The 15,190-nt window shown below is 31.4% G+C and carries 13 protein-coding genes and 1 tRNA gene; 2 read left to right on the top strand and 12 right to left on the bottom strand.

What is annotated here, in order from left to right; translation table 11 throughout:
• The 12 genes from dusB to recN all read right to left on the bottom strand — a co-directional run bounded on the left by dusB (position 1) and on the right by recN (position 14,778).
• Positions 1-1,065, bottom strand: a complete 1,065-nt coding sequence (dusB, locus tag AC27L2_RS12065) for a tRNA dihydrouridine synthase DusB (protein ID WP_487212010.1) — start codon at positions 1,063-1,065, stop codon at positions 1-3.
• Positions 1,066-1,124: 59 nt separating this feature from the next.
• Complete coding sequence (gene pnp / locus AC27L2_RS12060; protein ID WP_487212009.1) at positions 1,125-3,233, bottom strand: polyribonucleotide nucleotidyltransferase; 2,109 nt, start codon at positions 3,231-3,233, stop codon at positions 1,125-1,127.
• 12 nt (positions 3,234-3,245) lie between these two features.
• Complete coding sequence (gene rpsO, locus AC27L2_RS12055) at positions 3,246-3,515, bottom strand: 30S ribosomal protein S15 (RefSeq protein WP_487212008.1); 270 nt, start codon at positions 3,513-3,515, stop codon at positions 3,246-3,248.
• A 70-nt stretch (positions 3,516-3,585) separates the two neighbouring features.
• Positions 3,586-4,521, bottom strand: a complete 936-nt coding sequence (locus tag AC27L2_RS12050) for a bifunctional riboflavin kinase/FAD synthetase (protein WP_487212007.1) — start codon at positions 4,519-4,521, stop codon at positions 3,586-3,588.
• A gap of 11 nt (positions 4,522-4,532) precedes the next feature.
• A complete protein-coding gene (truB, locus tag AC27L2_RS12045; RefSeq protein WP_487212006.1) occupies positions 4,533-5,243 on the bottom strand; it encodes a tRNA pseudouridine(55) synthase TruB in 711 nt (236 codons plus the stop codon).
• Complete coding sequence (gene rbfA, locus AC27L2_RS12040) at positions 5,221-5,583, bottom strand: 30S ribosome-binding factor RbfA (RefSeq protein WP_487212005.1); 363 nt, start codon at positions 5,581-5,583, stop codon at positions 5,221-5,223. Before rbfA ends, truB begins: the two co-directional genes overlap by 23 nt.
• Positions 5,583-8,279 carry a translation initiation factor IF-2 gene (gene infB, locus AC27L2_RS12035; protein WP_487212004.1) on the bottom strand — a complete coding sequence of 899 codons (2,697 nt, stop codon included), beginning with the start codon at positions 8,277-8,279 and terminating at the stop codon, positions 5,583-5,585. The genes rbfA and infB overlap by 1 nt, the downstream gene beginning before the upstream one ends.
• 36 nt (positions 8,280-8,315) lie before the next feature.
• Positions 8,316-9,563 (bottom strand): transcription termination factor NusA, encoded by a 1,248-nt coding sequence (gene nusA, locus AC27L2_RS12030; protein ID WP_487212003.1) that lies wholly within the window; start codon positions 9,561-9,563, stop codon positions 8,316-8,318.
• A 17-nt stretch (positions 9,564-9,580) separates the two neighbouring features.
• Complete coding sequence (locus tag AC27L2_RS12025; protein ID WP_487212002.1) at positions 9,581-10,024, bottom strand: ribosome maturation factor RimP; 444 nt, start codon at positions 10,022-10,024, stop codon at positions 9,581-9,583.
• A 700-nt stretch (positions 10,025-10,724) separates the two neighbouring features.
• On the bottom strand, positions 10,725-11,855 hold the full coding sequence (gene hemW, locus AC27L2_RS12020; RefSeq protein WP_487212001.1) for a radical SAM family heme chaperone HemW: 1,131 nt from the start codon (positions 11,853-11,855) through the stop codon (positions 10,725-10,727).
• A gap of 32 nt (positions 11,856-11,887) precedes the next feature.
• Complete coding sequence (locus AC27L2_RS12015; protein ID WP_487212000.1) at positions 11,888-12,970, bottom strand: DUF6588 family protein; 1,083 nt, start codon at positions 12,968-12,970, stop codon at positions 11,888-11,890.
• 101 nt (positions 12,971-13,071) lie between these two features.
• Positions 13,072-14,778 carry a DNA repair protein RecN gene (gene recN, locus AC27L2_RS12010; protein WP_487211999.1) on the bottom strand — a complete coding sequence of 569 codons (1,707 nt, stop codon included), beginning with the start codon at positions 14,776-14,778 and terminating at the stop codon, positions 13,072-13,074.
• 122 nt (positions 14,779-14,900) lie between these two features.
• On the opposite strand from recN, the gene AC27L2_RS12005 reads away from it, so the two are divergent.
• Positions 14,901-14,973, top strand: a tRNA-Met gene (locus AC27L2_RS12005).
• Between the two features lie 21 nt (positions 14,974-14,994).
• Positions 14,995-15,190, top strand: a 196-nt coding sequence (locus AC27L2_RS12000) for a GIY-YIG nuclease family protein (protein ID WP_487211998.1), incomplete at its 3' end; no start/stop codon positions are given.

Here is a 15,190-nt window from a genome sequence, read left to right as displayed (position 1 = left end):
TTATCCTATTGCTTCATAATCATTTTCAAGCCAGAATAAAACTTTCTTTTTGAATTTTGTATTTATAATATGATTGTATTCTGATTTATAAAAATTATATTGAATTTTTTCTGTATGTTCATCTATTAGTGATTTTAATGAATTCAAATCTTGCTTTGAAAATACTTTCGGCATTAATTCTTCAATACCCTGAAAATTTTTGAAATACCAGATTATATTTTTTTTAGCTTTATCAAGACATTTTATTTCGCCATATTCTTCTTTTAATAAATCAATTTGTTTTAATAAAGCTTCTCTTATCATTTCAACTGATGGTTCTCCGGGGTCAATACCTGTTTCAATAAGTGAATTGAATCTTTCAAAGATAAAAGGATTTCCAATTGCACCGCGTGCTATCATTGCAGAATCACAATTAGTTTCATTAATCATCCGACAAACATCATCTGGATTAAACAGTGAACCATTCCCCACAACTGGAATATTTACATTTTCTTTTACTTTTCTAATCCAATCCCAATGAGGTTGTGCATCATATTTTTCATCTCGAGTTCTTGCATGAATAAAAATAATAGATGCTCCGTTATCTTCAATTGATTTAGCTACTTCAACAACATTAATTTTTTTATAATTTCTGCCCAATCGAATTTTAACAGAAACAGGGATTCCTCCTGAATTTTTTACCATTGAGGAAACAATTTTTCCAATTCGAACAGGATCGTCAAGTAAAGCTGCTCCCATAAAATTTGATGTTACTTTTTCAACAGGACAGCCGCTGTTCAAATCAATTAAATCGGGTTTCAACTTAGAAATTTCTTTAACTGCTTCTCCAATAACAATAGGGTCGTTACCTAAAATTTGAACACCAATTGGTTTTTCTGATTGATGGAAGGAAAGATTTCGAAGTGTTTCAAAATTATTATTGACAACACCTGCAGCACTTACCATTTGAGTAAATGTAAATCCAGCACCATGTTCTTTGCAGATTTTTCTAAAGGAGGCATCTGTAATTTCTGCCATTGGTGCTAAAAAAAGTTTTCTGCCAATATCAATATTTCCTATTTTCATTAATCATAGCCATAATAAATATCAGCTACATACTTCAAAATCTTTCCTTTATTCAACAGTTATTTATTGTTCTCGTTTTCTTCAGAATTTTGATTTTCTTTTAACAATGCTTTTCGAGATAAAGTGAATTTGTTGCCATCAATACTCAGAAGTTTTACTTTTATTGTATCGCCTTCTTTCAAAACATCTGATACTTTGTTAATTCTCTTATTATCAATTTCTGAAATATGAAGCAAACCTTGAACACCAGGCAAAATTTCAACAAAGGCACCAAAATCTGCTATTCTAACTATTTTGCCATTATAATTTTTTCCAACTTCCGGTTCTGCTGTTAACCATTTAATATATTCTTTTGCTTCTTTTGCAAGCTTTGCATCCTGTCCTGAAATATTTACTGTTCCATCTTCATCAATAACAATTTCTACATTATAATCTTTCTGAATCTTTTGAATAATTTTTCCTCCTGGTCCAATAACTGCACCAATTTTATCAGTTGGAATTTTAGTTGAAAGCAGTGTTGGTGCATAAATCGAAATATGAGGACGCGGAGCTGAAATTGCTTGGTTCATAATTTTAAGAATATGCAATCTTCCTTCTTTTGCTTGCTGTAATGCTTTTTCCATAATTTCATAAGATATTCCCTGAATTTTGATATCCATCTGAAATCCTGTTATTCCTTTTTCAGAACCTGCAACTTTGAAATCCATATCACCAAGATGGTCTTCATTGCCAAGAATATCAGAAAGAATTGCATATTGGTCTCCCTCTTTGACAAGACCCATGGCAATTCCAGCAATTGCTGTTTTGATTGGAACTCCACCATCCATTAAAGCCAAAGAACCAGCACAAACAGTAGCCATTGATGATGAACCATTCGATTCAAGAATATCCGAATTCAATCTTATCATGTAAGGAAATTTATCTTCAGAAGGAATTACATTTTTTAATGAACGTTCTGCAAGATTACCGTGGCCAACTTCTCTTCTGCCAACACCGGTGTATTTGCCAACTTCACCAACACTAAATGAAGGGAAATTATAATGAAGTATAAATCTTTTTCTGAATTCGGCTTGCAAGCCATCAATAATTTGTTCATCTTGTTTTGTTCCAAGTGTCAAAGTAGTTAAGCTTTGAGTTTCGCCACGTGTGAATAATGCAGAACCATGAGGACGAGGCAGCAAACCAAGTTCAATTGATATTGGTCTTATCTCATTAGTTTTTCTTCCATCAAGTCTTAATCCTTCTTCCAAAATTCTCTTGCGCATTAACTCTTTTTCCATATCATGAAGAATTTCTTTAATTACTTTTTCCTGTTCAGGATATTTTTCTGAAAGAGCAGCAATAACTTCTTCTTCAAGTTCTTTATTTTTATTCGAGCGTTCTTCTTTAGATAAAACAGTTGCAACTATTGTTTTGAATTTTTCATATGCTAATTCACGAACATCTTTAAGAAGATTTTCATCAATTACTTTTGGAGGCACTTCTAATTTTGGTTTGCCGCACAGTTCTCGTAATTCCTTTTGAGCCTGAACAATCTTTTTAATTTCTCCATGTGCAAATTTGAGAGCATTAAGCATATCCTCTTCGCTAACTTCTTTAGCTTCACCTTCAACCATCATAATTGAACTTTCTGTGCCGGCAACAACAAGTTCAATATCACTTTCTTCAATTTGTTGAAGTGTAGGATTAATAATGAATTCTCCGTTAATTCTTCCTACTCTTACTTCACCAATTGGTTCAAGAAATGGAATATCAGAAATAACTAAAGCAGCCGAAGCACCGCAAGCAGCAATTACATCAGCATCATTCTCATTATCGAAAGAATAAACAAAAGCAACAATTTGAGTGTCGTTGAAAAAGTTATCCGGGAATAATGGGCGTATTGGTCTGTCTATTAATCTTGCACTTAAGATTTCTTTGTCGCTCGGCTTTCCTTCGCGTTTAATAAATCCACCTGGAATTTTTCCAGCAGCAAAAGATTTTTCGCGATATTCAACATTAAGCGGAAAGAAATCAATATCATCTCTCACATCGCCCATTACCGCTGTAACAAGAACCATTGTATCGCCGTAACGAACCATCACAGCGCCATTAGCCTGTTTGGCTAATTTGCCTGTTTCAAAAATCAATTTGTGCTTGCCTATTTGTACTTCTTTTGTATATACCATGTTTTAAAACCTCTATTTTCTTATGTTCAATTCTTTAATTATTGCACGATATCTTTCAATATCTTTTTTCATGAGATAATCAAGCAATCTTCTTCTTTTTCCAACCATCTGCATCAAACCTCTTCTTGAAGCATGGTCTTTTTTATGGCTCTCAAAATGAGCAGTAAGATTGTTAATTCTTTCTGTTAATATTGCAATCTGAACTTCGGGTGTTCCGCTGTCCTTTTCGTTTTTACCATATTTTTTGATTAACTCAAGTTTTCTTTCTTTTGATATTGACATTTTTTAACTCCTTTATTTTTGTTTTACAATGTAACCCCAGAATTAACCGGGATTAATTAATTAAAAAACTTTATTTGATTCTTTCTATAATTTCTTTAGCAGTTTGAACATCCAGATTAATTTGATTGATTAAATCTTCTTTCGATTCAAATTTCTTTTCATCACGAATACGATTTATAAAACTTACTTCAATATTTTCACCATATACTTGTTCACTAAAATCAAAAAGATTTACCTCAAGAATTATTTTATTCTCATTTTCAAATGTTGGACGAACTCCGATGTTCATCACTCCATAATATTTTTTTTGATTTAATACACAGCTAACGACATAAACACCATTTTTAGGAACAGCTTTTCTTTCATCATTAAGTTCAATGTTTGCTGTAGGAAAACCTAATTGTCTTCCTCTTTTTGTTCCTTCAACAATTTTACCATTGATTTTATAATTTCTTCCTAAAAAGAGATTAACTTTTTCTATATCTCCATCATTCAATGCTTTGCGAATTTTTGTACTGCTTACAATTTGTCCATCAATCATTTCTGCTTCTACTGAAGTAACATTAAAATTATATTTTTTGCCATATTCTTTCAGTTTATCTTCATCTCCTAATCTGTCTTTGCCAAATTTATGGTCGTGACCAATTACAACATGAGAAATACCTAAATCATTTACTAAAATTTTTTGAATAAATTCTTCAGAAGTCATTTGTGAAAATTCCAAAGTAAAATTTTGAACTATCAGATTCTCAATTCCAAAATTCTCCAAGAACATTTTTTTTTCTTCAAGTGTTGTAAGAATTTTCAAATCATAATCCTTTGCAATAACACTTCGTGGATGTGGTTCAAAAGTTAAAAGAACATTGGTTCCATTTATATTTTTACTTATTTCAATTAATTTTTTCAAAATTTTTTGATGACCAATATGCAATCCATCAAAACTTCCAACAGTAACAACTGTTCTATTTTGTTTTTTGAATTCAGAAGAATCTTTATAAACTTTCATTTATCAATCATTTAATTAACAGAAAAAGAATTTGATTTTAGAAGTTCAAGAAATTCATTTAGTTGAAAAGCATCTTCAACATTGTAATTTCCAATTTGAGTTCGGCGCAGAGATTTTAAGTAAGCACCACAGCCAAGTTTTTTGCCAAAGTCATTTGCAATCACACGAACATAAGTTCCTGATGAACAGGTTATTTCAAAATGAATATCGGGCATTTCAATTTTATTTATCTCGAATTTTGATATAAAAATTTCTCTTGGTTTTCTTTCTACTTCTATTCCTTTTCGAGCAAATTTATAAAGTGCCTTTCCATTTTTTTTAACAGCAGAATACATTGGCGGTATTTGAGTTGTTGCGCCTAAAAATGTATTTCTGACATTAAAAATCATTTCATCGGTTACATAGTTAAATTCATTCTCGCTGTCGAATTCAGTTTCAAGGTCGAATGATGGAGTTGTTTTTCCAAGTGCAATAATACCAGTATAAGTTTTTTCCAAACCAATAAACGAAGGAATCTCTTTAGTTTTCTTGCCTGTGCAAACAATTAGAAGTCCCGTAGCCAGTGGGTCAAGTGTTCCAGCATGTCCAACTTTTTTCACATTAATCGCCCTTCGAATTTGATATATAACATCGAAAGAGGTTTTTCTAAATGGTTTATCAATAAGAATAATTTCTCCTTCTAAAAAATCTGGCACATAATCATTCGATATTTTTTTTGTCATCATGCTCATGAATCTTTCTGATTATTCCTTCAATCTTTTCAACATAGTCGAGAGTATCATCAATATAAAAATCAAGTTCGGGAACAAATCTTATTTGAATTCTGCCAGCAAGTTGAGTTCTAATCCAGCTTTTTAATTCATTAACTTTATCAAGCACTTCCTGTCGTTTATCTTTATCGTAAACAGAAAGATAAACTTTTGTATGACGCAAGTCAGGACTCATTTTAATATTTGTAACAGTAATTATGCTTAAGCTTGGGTCCTGAATTTTATGCAAAAATATCAAACTAAGTTCTTCTTTAATTAAACTTGCTACTTTTTCAACTCTGTATGATGGCATTATTCAAGTTTCTTTTTTGTTTCAACAATTTTATATGATTCAATAATATCGCCAACTTTGATATCATTGAAGTTAGCAATGCTCAAACCGCATTCGAATCCTTTTTCTACTTCGCGAACATCATCTTTAAATCTTTTGAGAGAATCGAGCTGACCTTCATAAATTACAATTCCATCTCTGAACAAACGAATTTTACTATTGCGAACAATTTTGCCATCCTGAACATAACAGCCAGCAACAGTTCCAACTTTTGGAACCTTGAAGATTTGACGAACTTCGGCGGTTCCAATTAATTCTTCAGAAATAACTGGGGAAAGCATTCCTTCGAGAGCAGATTTAACAGCATTGATTGCATCATAAATAATGTTATAAAGTCTAATATCTACTTTTTCTGTTTCTGCTAATTTTCGTGCATTAGAATTTGGGCGAACATGAAATCCAATGATTATTGCGCGAGATGCTGCTGCAAGAAGAACATCTCCTTCTGAAATGGCTCCAACACCTTTATGTATAACTTTTACAGTTACTTCATCATTTGATAATTTCATTAATGCATCAGACAAGGCTTCAACAGAACCATCAACATCACCTTTAACAATAATTGGAAGTTCCTTAATGCCACCTTTACTAATTTGATTAGCAATTTCATCAAGAGTAACAAGACGAACCTGACGATGATTTTGTTCTCGTTTGAGCTGTTGTCGTTTAATACTTACTTCTCGAGCTTCTCTTTCTGATTCTACCACAACAAAAATATCTCCAGCCTGCGGAGTACTTTCAAAACCGAGTACAAGAACTGGGGTTGATGGTCCAGCACTTGTAACTTTTTTGCCTCGTTCATCAAACATTGCTCTTACTCTGCCATATACAACACCTGCAATAAATGGGTCACCAATTTTTAATGTTCCTTTTTGAACAAGAACAGTTGCAGTAATTCCTCTGCCTTTATCGAGTTGAGCTTCTATAATAGTTCCGCGTGCTAATCTATCTGGATTTGCTTTCAAATCCAGCATTTCTGCTTCAAGAATAATTTTTTCGAGAAGAAGGTCAACATTAGTTCCCAGTTTAGCAGAGATTTCAACACATTGATATTTACCTCCCCAATCTTCAACAAGAACATTTTTTTCTGCCAGCTGTTGTTTTATTTTTTCAACATTGGCATTTGGTTTATCAATTTTGTTTATAGCAACTATAATTGGAACATTAGCCGCTTGTGCGTGATTAATCGCTTCAACTGTTTGAGGCATTACTGCATCATCAGCAGCAACTACTAACACTACAATATCAGTAACTTTAGCACCACGAGCACGCATAGCTGTAAAAGCTTCGTGACCAGGTGTATCGAGAAATGTAATTTCTTTGCCATTGTCAAGAACAACTTTGTATGCACCGATGTGCTGTGTAATTCCTCCTGCTTCTCCAGCAACTACATTTGTTCTTCTGATAAAATCAAGCAAAGAAGTTTTACCATGATCTACGTGTCCCATGATTGTAACAACTGGAGGACGTGGTTTTAATTTATCTTCAGGGTCAGGAATATCTGCATCTATATCAGCTTGATATTCATCTACTAATTCTATTTCATAACCAAAATCGTCAGCAATCAATGTAATTGTTTCAACATCAAGTCTTTGGTTAATTGAAACCATCAAACCAAGATTTATACATTTTTGAATTACTTCGCTTACAGGTACTCCCATTAAATTAGCAAGTTCATTAACAGCAATAAATTCTGTAACCTTAATTTTCTTTTGCTCAAGCTGTTTTTGTTCTAATAATCTTTCTTGCTGTTCCTGTTTTTCTTTTCTCTTTTTCTTTCTAATTAAAGCTCTTTCACTTAATGCAGATTCATCAAGACTGAGCATTGTTCTCTTAATTGCTTCTTCAACTTCTCGTTTATCAATCTCGAGCTTCTTAATTTTTCTTTTCTTTTTAGATACAACCTCATCAACACCTTCTTCACCACCTTTTCCTTTCTTTTTAGCCTTTAATACTTTTTTCTTTTTCTTCTTTTTCTTTTTAGACTCTTCAATCTCTTCTGCAGATTCAACAACAGCTTCTGCTGGTTGTTTTGATGTTTCAGCTTTTTCTTTTTTATCCAGTTCGATTTTGCCTACAATGGTTAAGCCTTTCTTTTTGGCTTCTAATTCTATTTCAGTTTCTGTTTTAAATTTTTGTGTCTCTTTTTCCGCCTGCTGTTCAATAGTTAACTCTTGAGTTGCAGATTCTGATTTAGCTTCAACAGATTTGTTTTCAATTGGTTGTTCAACTTGTGGCTGTAAGTTTTGTTCTTCAGAAACTTCCTTCTTTTCACTTAAACTTTCTGCTTTTACTTCTTCTGCAGGTTTTTCCTGTAATTTAATTTCTTCCTTAGGTATCTCAACAGGTTTTTCCTGAACAGGTTTTTCCTCAATTATTGATTCTTGAACTTTTGTTTCTGCAGCCGGCTCCTGTTCTGCTTCTCCTCTTTTCTTTTGAAATTCAGAAATCTTCTTGTAATGTTTTTCTGCTTTTTCAATATCTTTCTTAAAATGAACACGAATATCGCTCTCCATTTCTTCAGTCAAAAGGGTCATATGTGATTTAACTTCGTAACCTTTTTTCTGAAGAAATTCAATCAAATTTTCTGTTGGAATATTATACTCTGAAGCAAACTTGTAAAGTCGTATTTTCTTATCTTTTACTGCATCCGGCATTTGAGTACCTAAGTTTTGTGAATATTATTTTTTCAATTAATCTTCTTCTTCAAATTGATTTTCAAGAATTTGAATAATTTCTTTTGCTTTTTCTTCTCCTATACCTTCAATTTCTTTTAACTTATCAACGCCTGCTTTAAGAACTTCTACTGCAGTTTCAAAGCGGTTCATAATCAATATATCAACAATATCACTTCCTAATTCTTCGCGGAGTTCAGGAAGTTCAATATCTTCTTCGTATTCATCAAGTTGTTTTTCAAGACGAATTACTTCAATATCATATCCTGTCAGTTTCATTGCCAGACGAATATTAACTCCTCCTTTTCCAACAATTAAAGAAATCTGATCACTTTCTGCATAGACAACACATTTTTTTGCGTCTTCATCAATTTCAATTTGTTTCAATTTTGCAGGAGCAAGACATCTTTGAATAAAAATAACTGGGTCATCAGAATAATTTATTACATCAATGTTTTCGTTATTCAATTCACGAACAATCGCATGAATTCGAACACCTTTCATTCCAACACAAGCTCCAACTGCATCAATTCTTGCATCCTGAGATTCAACAGCTACTTTTGCTCTTTCACCTGGTTCACGTGCAATACCTTTAATTTCAATCACACCATCATAAATTTCCGGAATTTCAATTTCGAATAATCTTTTTAAGAACATATTATCTGCACGAGAGACAATTATTACAGGTCCATTTGGAGTTTTCTTAACTTCTTTTACAACTGCTCTAATTGTGTCTCCCTTTTTATATTTCTCATGTGGAATTTGTTCAGAACGAGGCAGTATTAACTCATTCTTATTATGATTAATTAATACATCATTGCGTCTTACTTGATAAATATCACCAACTACAATTTCACCAATCATATTTCGATATTCATTGTAAACTATATCTTTTTCTATTTCACGAATTCTCTGATTCAAACTTTGTCGAGCAAGATTTATTAATCTTCTTCCAAATTGAGATAATTCTATTTTTTCAACATAATCTTCGCCAACTTCCAAACCATCTTCATTACCGCGTGCATTAACTTCGTCGATGCTGATTTGAGTACTTGGGTCTGTAACTTTTTCTACAATGGTTCTTTCAAGAAATATTTCTATATCGCCTTTGTCCATATTGACAACAACATCATATCTTGCATCTGGTCCGTATTTCTTTTTTACAAGCAGACCGAAAATTTCTTCGATAATGCCTGCAAGCACATCTTTATCTACGCTTTTTTCACGCACCATCTGTGCGAATGATTCTACTATTTCAGGGTTCATTTATATTACCTCCATTATCAAAAACTTATTAATACTTTTGCTTTAACAATATCTTCAAAGTTAATTTTTATTTCTTGATTTTTTTCTTGAAAGTACAATTGATTTCCATCAATACGAATTAGTTTTGCTGTTATTTTTTTAATCTTATCATCGTCTTTGTAATTTACTTCAAATTTTCTGTTAATATGTTTGTTAAATTGAACAAGATATTTCAAAGGTCTATCGACACCAGGAGAAGAAACATCAAGGCGATAATTTCTAAATAAATTTTCAGAGTCAATGGCTTTTTCGATTAATCTGCTTACTTTCATGCAATCATCAGTAGTAACAGCATTTTCGCCATCAATAAAAATTTCAATTATCCGAAGTCTGTCATCACCTCGAATTACAAGGTCGATAAGCAGAAATCCTTCGGATGCAACAATTTCTTCAAATTTTTCGAGTATTTTTGATTTTTCCATTTTACACAAACAAAAATCGCCCACGAGGGGCGAATTAGACTGCACAAATTTATAAATAATTGAGTGAATTAGCAAATTATTGTTTATACGATTTAATGAGAAAAAATTGGTTATATAAAGAATTGGTTAATTTTTTAGAATTTACAAATTCCTCTTTTTCTTAAAAAATATATCTAAAAACTTTTCTATAAATCTGAAATTTCTTTGTGCATTTGGAGTACTTAGTGGTTTCATTATTTTCATTATTTTCATTATATACTTAACCGCCGAGAGCACAAAGTTTTTGTTTCTCGCAAAGCTGCAATGTTTTTTGCGTTTTTATTCTTTACGGCTTCGCGTGAAATGATTTTTTAGATTCTTCAGTAATGATATTTACATTTGCATCATTCTCGAGTCCTCCAAAGACAGTGAAGAATCTCTAAATAATAGATAAAGCATTCAAGCCTTTTTGAGCAAACGAAGAATCTTATAAAAACTTTGAATTAGTAATTAGATTTTTTTGTCGCACACAAGTTGTGGATTCCTCAGAAGAACAATTAAAAGATTAATTCGTTCTAGTTACGAATTTTGGAACAGAACAATCTCAATTTTATTTATCCATTATAAATTTGAGTTTGCTTTTTGTTTTAAAGAAATTTTTCTGACATAAATAATTATTAATTGAAAAACTAGTTTAAAAAATCTATATAACTTTCATTTATCAAAGTAAATTTTTAATAATCTCATCACAAATTGCATAACCCTTGGATGTCAATTTCAATTTTTCTTCTTCCCTTTTAATAAATCCATTTTCAATCATTCCTTGAATTAAATATTCTCTTTCATTAAGCCAATTACTTCCAAATCTGCTTATAAAATCTTTTGTATCCAATCCGCTACTTCTAAGTGCAAGCATAACATATTCATCCAGCATTTGATTTTGTGTCAACGTTTCTTCTCCAATTACTGCATTATTTTTTTTATTAATTGATTCAAGATAAAAATTCAGACTTGAGTAGTTCCACCATCTCTTCCCATCAATAAAAGAATGTGCTGAGGTTCCAAATCCAAAATAATCTTTATATCTCCAGTAAGAATTGTTATGAATACATTCAAATCCCGGTATTGCAAAATTAGATACTTCATATTGAACAAAGCCGTTATTTGTCAGAAAGTCTATTGTTAATTCATATAATTCTGCATCATAATCTTCATCTTGAATTTTCACTTTTCCATCAATTACCATTTTGTTTAATATTGTTCCTGGTTCTAAAATTAAACTATAAGCAGAAAGATGTTTAATTGGAAGTTTGACTGCCTGCTCCAAATTTTCCAGCCAGATTTTTTTTGTTTGATTTGGCAAATTAAAAATTAAGTCGATGCTGATATTTTCAAAATCAGAATCTCTTGCTTCAAATACAGTTTTGACTGCCGTTTGAGAATCATGGATCCGTGTAAGAAATTTTAATTCATTATTGTTAAACGACTGAATGCCAATGCTTAATCTATTAATGCCAATGTTTTTTAAATCTCTTAATTTGTTTTTATTAAGTGTGCCTGGATTTGCTTCAATTGTAATTTCGGTATCGGAAGGCAAATAAAATTTTTTTGATATTAAATCGATAAGCTCATAAAAAAATTGGGACCCCATCAACGATGGAGTCCCTCCTCCAAAATAAATTGAGATAATTTTTCTGTTGCTTGAATATTTATCAGCAAAAAAATTAATTTCTTTTTTTAATGCTTCGAGATATTCGTCTGTGTTTTTATTTGTAATTATTGAATAAAAATCGCAATAAATGCATTTGTGTTCACAATAAGGAATATGAATATAAATTGATGTTTCTTTCATAAAATTTTTTAATGAGCTCAATCATGATTCTTTCAGAAACCTAATGAAATTCCTGCACTTGCTGTTTTTGTTTTTGCAAATTTATAATCTGCATTTATGTTTATTGCAACAAGTTTAATATTTAGTCCAATTGTAAATGCAGAATTATTATTTCCTTCCAGTTCAAAATTAACTTTTGTAGGAGGAACGGGAACACCATTGACAGTTTCATTTGATTGATAATTATATTTAACTGTAGTTTTGGAATTTTCAAATGTAAATCCGGCATAAGGAGTGATTGATACAATTCCACCAAATGTTTTGCCTGTGTACAATCCATATTGAGTAGCAGAACTTTCAAAGATATCACCAACTTTTAATTTCTGAGTAAAGAATGCAACAGCAAGGTCGAGAGGTAAAGGATTTTTAAACCAAACACCTGTATTATGAATAAATCCAATTCCCCAGAAACTAAATTTTCCCATATCCTGAATATCAACACTTGGCAAATAACGGAAAGATGCATAAGTGCCGGCAATTGTTCCTACCGTTAGCTGTACTGCTGCAGTTGGAAATGCTGGGAGTTCATCTAAAAATCCATTTACTTCTTGAAGTGATAATTCATAAGGATTTACTGTGTATTGCTGGTTACCTGCTTGAATTGTTTTGCCAGGGAATTTCACTTTCATGTATTCATTTTTGCTTCCAACAATTGTTGGACCTGAAAAATTAACATTAAATTTTGTATGCATTAATTCATTCTTGAGATTATTATAATTCTGAGTTCCAATATTGTTTGGAGTTATATTTGAGTTATAAAGTATTTGTTGAACTTGATATTCAGAAAAATAAAAATCGCCAGAAGCACTAAATCTTTTTACATCACTTGAGAAAAAAGAACCCATAGCAATAACTTTTACATCAAGATGTAAACCAAGAAAATCTGCTGGAGGAAGTTTTGACACCCAGCCCGAATTAAGATTTGAGCCAAATGCTGAGATTATAGGTGCAACGTAAGCTTTGCCAACTGTTGAAGATAAATTTGATAAAGTTTCTTCGAGGCTTTGTGCTTTCAAATTAAATTGAGTAAGAAATAGAAATGTTATGATTATTACTGTAAATATATTCTTCTTCATAAAGGACCTCTTTTATTTTAATGGTGTTACTAATTTAATAATCTCACAAGTGGATAAAAAGAAATTTTCAAAATAATTCCCTCTTTATGTGTTCGAAAGCACTAATTGTTTTTTTGGGAAATCAATTCTTTTGCACCTGTTAGTGCTGCCTCTGTTATTTTTTCTCCGCTTATTAATTTTGCAACTTCACGAATTTTTTCTTCTTCATTTAATAATCTAATAGAACTTACAACACGGTCGCCAGATTTTTTCTTTTCAACTACAAAATGATAATCTGATAATCCTGCAATTTGAGGTAAATGTGTAATTGCAATTATTTGATGAAATGAAGCAAGTGACTTCAAAGCTTTTCCAACTTTTTGAGCTATTCTGCCGCTAACTCCAGTATCAATTTCATCAAAAATCAAGATTGGAAGTTTATCTGATTTTGCAAGCACCGATTTTAATGCAAGCATAATTCTTGAAATCTCGCCGCCAGAAGCAACTTTTATCAAAGGTTTTACATCTTCTCCAGCATTTGTTGAAATATAAAACTCGACATAGTCAAACCCTCTGTCGTTATATTTATATTTTTTATTATCAACAATTATAAAATTTTCTGATTCGGTTAATTCATTTGTAAATTTAATTTCAAATGTGGGGTCACTAATTCCAAGATTTTTTAAGACAGCTTCAACATTACTTTTAACAGCTTTAGCAATGCTTTTTCTTTTTTCAGAAATATTTTTTGCAATGTCACCAGATATTTTTCTTAAATCATCAATTTCATTTTCAAGTTCTTTGATTCTTTCCGAAAAGTTTTCTGCAAGTTGAACTTCTTTTCCAATTTTTTCTCGATGTTCCAATACAGATTTAATTGAACCACCATACTTTTTTTTAAGCAGATTGAATGCTCCTAATCGTTCTCTAATTTTTTCAAGATGATTTGGATCAACATCAATCTTATTTTTATAATTTCTTAAATAAGATGAAATTTCATTAATAATTACAATTGCAGTTTCAAGTTCATTAACTTTTTCAGAAAATGATTTATCAATTTTTGAAAGCTCATTTAATTTATTTTTAACGGCTGATAATTGGTCATGTATCGAGTTTTCACTTTCATAAAGCTGCTCATAAATTTCGCTCGACATCGATAATAATTTCTCTGAGTTTTCAAGAACTTTAAGTTGATTTTCTAATTCTTCCTCTTCTTCTATACCGGGCGCTACGGAATCAATTTCTTTGATTTGAAATTCATAAAGGTCTTTTTTTTCTTTTAATAAATTTTCTCTTTCAAGTAGTTCTTTTAGTTCACGCTGAAGTTGGTGAAGAATATTGATATTATGTTTAAACTCTATTAGATACTGGTTGATATCTGCAAATTCATCAAGCATTTCAAGATGATTTTCGGTTTTAAGCAGCGATTGATGTTCATGTTGACCGTGCAAATCCACAAGCAAATCACCAATTTCTTTTATGACATTTAATGTTACAGGAGTATCATTCAAAAAACATCTGTTTGTGCCTTTAATTGAAAGTTCTCTTCTTATAATTAATTCTTCATAAGCTTCTATATCATGTTCCTCAAGAATTTTATTTACTTTTTTATTGCCAGAGATTTCAAAAATTCCTTCAACAATAGATTTCTCAGCTCCTTTACGAATTACATCAACAGAGGCTCTTTCACCGAGCAATAAGCCCATGGCATCAATAAGAATTGATTTGCCAGCACCTGTTTCTCCAGTTATGATATTAAGTCCCTTACCAAATTGAATTTCAATATTTTCGATAAGTGCGTAATCTTTTATTAGAAGTGATTTTAACATTTCAGTAAAAATATTTTTATACGAATATGATGAAGTAACAAGTAAGTATCAAGTATAAATAAAGATTTGACAGAACAAAAATGCTTTTATATATTTGTAATCCAAATTTGAAAAAATTACATCGCGGGGTGGAGCAACTGGTAGCTCGTCGGGCTCATAACCCGAAGGTTGTAGGTTCAAGTCCTACCCCCGCTACAAAGAAAACCTCATTTCAGAATGAGGTTTTTTAGTTTGAGGGATTTTATGAAATATTATGTCTATGTAATCGAAAGTTCTGAGGGTTACCGCTACACAGGTATGACAGAAAATCTTGAAAGAAGATTATACGAACACAACAACAAACTTAAATCCTTCTGGACTAAGAGAGGTACTAATTGGAAAATAATTTATCAAAAAGAATTCGATAATAAAT

The sequence above is a fragment of the Rosettibacter sp. KY25 genome (genome assembly GCF_057554405.1).
Note: the sequence above shows the minus strand (reverse complement) of the source record. Positions and strands in the feature narration are given on the sequence as shown.

Coding starts and splice junctions, on each gene's coding strand:
- dusB (WP_487212010.1), bottom strand. CDS start 1,065: ATGAAAATAGGAAATATTGATATTGGCAGAAAACTTTTTTTAGCACCA.
- pnp (WP_487212009.1), bottom strand. CDS start 3,233: ATGGTATATACAAAAGAAGTACAAATAGGCAAGCACAAATTGATTTTT.
- rpsO (WP_487212008.1), bottom strand. CDS start 3,515: ATGTCAATATCAAAAGAAAGAAAACTTGAGTTAATCAAAAAATATGGT.
- AC27L2_RS12050 (WP_487212007.1), bottom strand. CDS start 4,521: ATGAAAGTTTATAAAGATTCTTCTGAATTCAAAAAACAAAATAGAACA.
- truB (WP_487212006.1), bottom strand. CDS start 5,243: ATGACAAAAAAAATATCGAATGATTATGTGCCAGATTTTTTAGAAGGA.
- rbfA (WP_487212005.1), bottom strand. CDS start 5,583: ATGCCATCATACAGAGTTGAAAAAGTAGCAAGTTTAATTAAAGAAGAA.
- infB (WP_487212004.1), bottom strand. CDS start 8,279: ATGCCGGATGCAGTAAAAGATAAGAAAATACGACTTTACAAGTTTGCT.
- nusA (WP_487212003.1), bottom strand. CDS start 9,563: ATGAACCCTGAAATAGTAGAATCATTCGCACAGATGGTGCGTGAAAAA.
- AC27L2_RS12025 (WP_487212002.1), bottom strand. CDS start 10,024: ATGGAAAAATCAAAAATACTCGAAAAATTTGAAGAAATTGTTGCATCC.
- hemW (WP_487212001.1), bottom strand. CDS start 11,855: ATGAAAGAAACATCAATTTATATTCATATTCCTTATTGTGAACACAAA.
- AC27L2_RS12015 (WP_487212000.1), bottom strand. CDS start 12,970: ATGAAGAAGAATATATTTACAGTAATAATCATAACATTTCTATTTCTT.
- recN (WP_487211999.1), bottom strand. CDS start 14,778: ATGTTAAAATCACTTCTAATAAAAGATTACGCACTTATCGAAAATATT.